The sequence below is a fragment of the Bradyrhizobium frederickii genome, assembly GCF_004570865.1.
Lineage (GTDB): Bacteria > Pseudomonadota > Alphaproteobacteria > Rhizobiales > Xanthobacteraceae > Bradyrhizobium > Bradyrhizobium frederickii.
On the sequence record NZ_SPQS01000118.1, the window covers coordinates 1 to 1162 of the forward strand.

Annotated in this window: 2 protein-coding genes; one reads left to right on the plus strand and one right to left on the minus strand. The window is 59.3% G+C overall.

Annotated features, from left to right (window positions below; genetic code table 11):
- Nucleotides 1–209, minus strand: a 209-nt coding sequence (locus E4K64_RS39875) for a transposase (protein ID WP_135162981.1), incomplete at its 3' end; no start/stop codon positions are given.
- A 744-nt stretch (nucleotides 210–953) separates the two neighbouring features.
- On the opposite strand from E4K64_RS39875, the gene E4K64_RS39880 reads away from it, so the two are divergent.
- On the plus strand, nucleotides 954–1162 hold a 209-nt coding region (locus E4K64_RS39880), incomplete at its 3' end, for a transposase (RefSeq protein ID WP_135162981.1).

Sequence of the window (1162 nt, forward strand, 5' to 3'; positions counted from 1 at the left end):
ACGGTGGGTTCGGCGATCCGACTCCCGCCGCCCGGACCGAAAACATCGGCAGCGCTGCCTTCGAGCTGGGCCTTCCACGATGTGATCTGATTGGGGTGAACGTCGAACTGCTCCGCCAGTTGCGCCAGCGTGCGGTCACCCTTGACGGCGGCAAGTGCCACCTTCGCCTTGAAAGCCGGAGTGTGGTTCCGCCGTGCTCGTCTGCTCATCGTCTCTCCTGATTCGCGGGTCAATCTTGCCCGCCGTCAGGCAGAAACTCCACTTATCGCGCTGTTCAGATTTGCGGGACCAGCTCAGAACTTCTCGCTCGGCAACAATCACATACTTGGATATGAAGCTCACGGTTTCTATGTCTCCAGTCAGCCTGTCACGAGTGCATAGTTCAGTTCACCGATAACGCGATCGCAAGCGGCTTGGCCCCCCCTACCTCTATTGAAATAGGATCAAGCACCGGCAGCCGTAAACATATCCCGAGGACTTCTGGAAACGGCTCCGCGAAGAGCGCCTCAGGCCGTACCAGTGAGGATGGCATCAGCCCTGCAGAAGTAGACATCGGCAGGAGTGAGTTCTGGATGCTCCGCTCACTGGAGCGCCTGCGGGATGGCCGCCCGAAACCGATATCGGAGTGGGCAGAAGGAAGAAGCGCTTGTTTGACTGGAGAAGATTTTCGGCGGCTTGCGATATCCGTTGGAGCATCAAGGGCGAGCCCAACGCCTACCAGCCGAAGGAGTTGACGCTTTGAAGCACGGTCGCTAGGGCAAGGTATAATCTTCGAGCTATCAAGACCCAATGTCATGGGTGATGTGCGGATTGACACTCGCAGTGGGAGCGCGAGTACGGGAAGAAGCCAAGTGGGCGCCGCTATTTGAGCTGGTCCCGCAAATCTGAACAGCGCGATAAGTGGAGTTTCTGCCTGACGGCGGGCAAGATTGACCCGCGAATCAGGAGAGACGATGAGCAGACGAGCACGGCGGAACCACACTCCGGCTTTCAAGGCGAAGGTGGCACTTGCCGCCGTCAAGGGTGACCGCACGCTGGCGCAACTGGCGGAGCAGTTCGACGTTCACCCCAATCAGATCACATCGTGGAAGGCCCAGCTCGAAGGCAGCGCTGCCGATGTTTTCGGTCCGGGCGGCGGGAGTCGGATCGCCGAACCCACCGT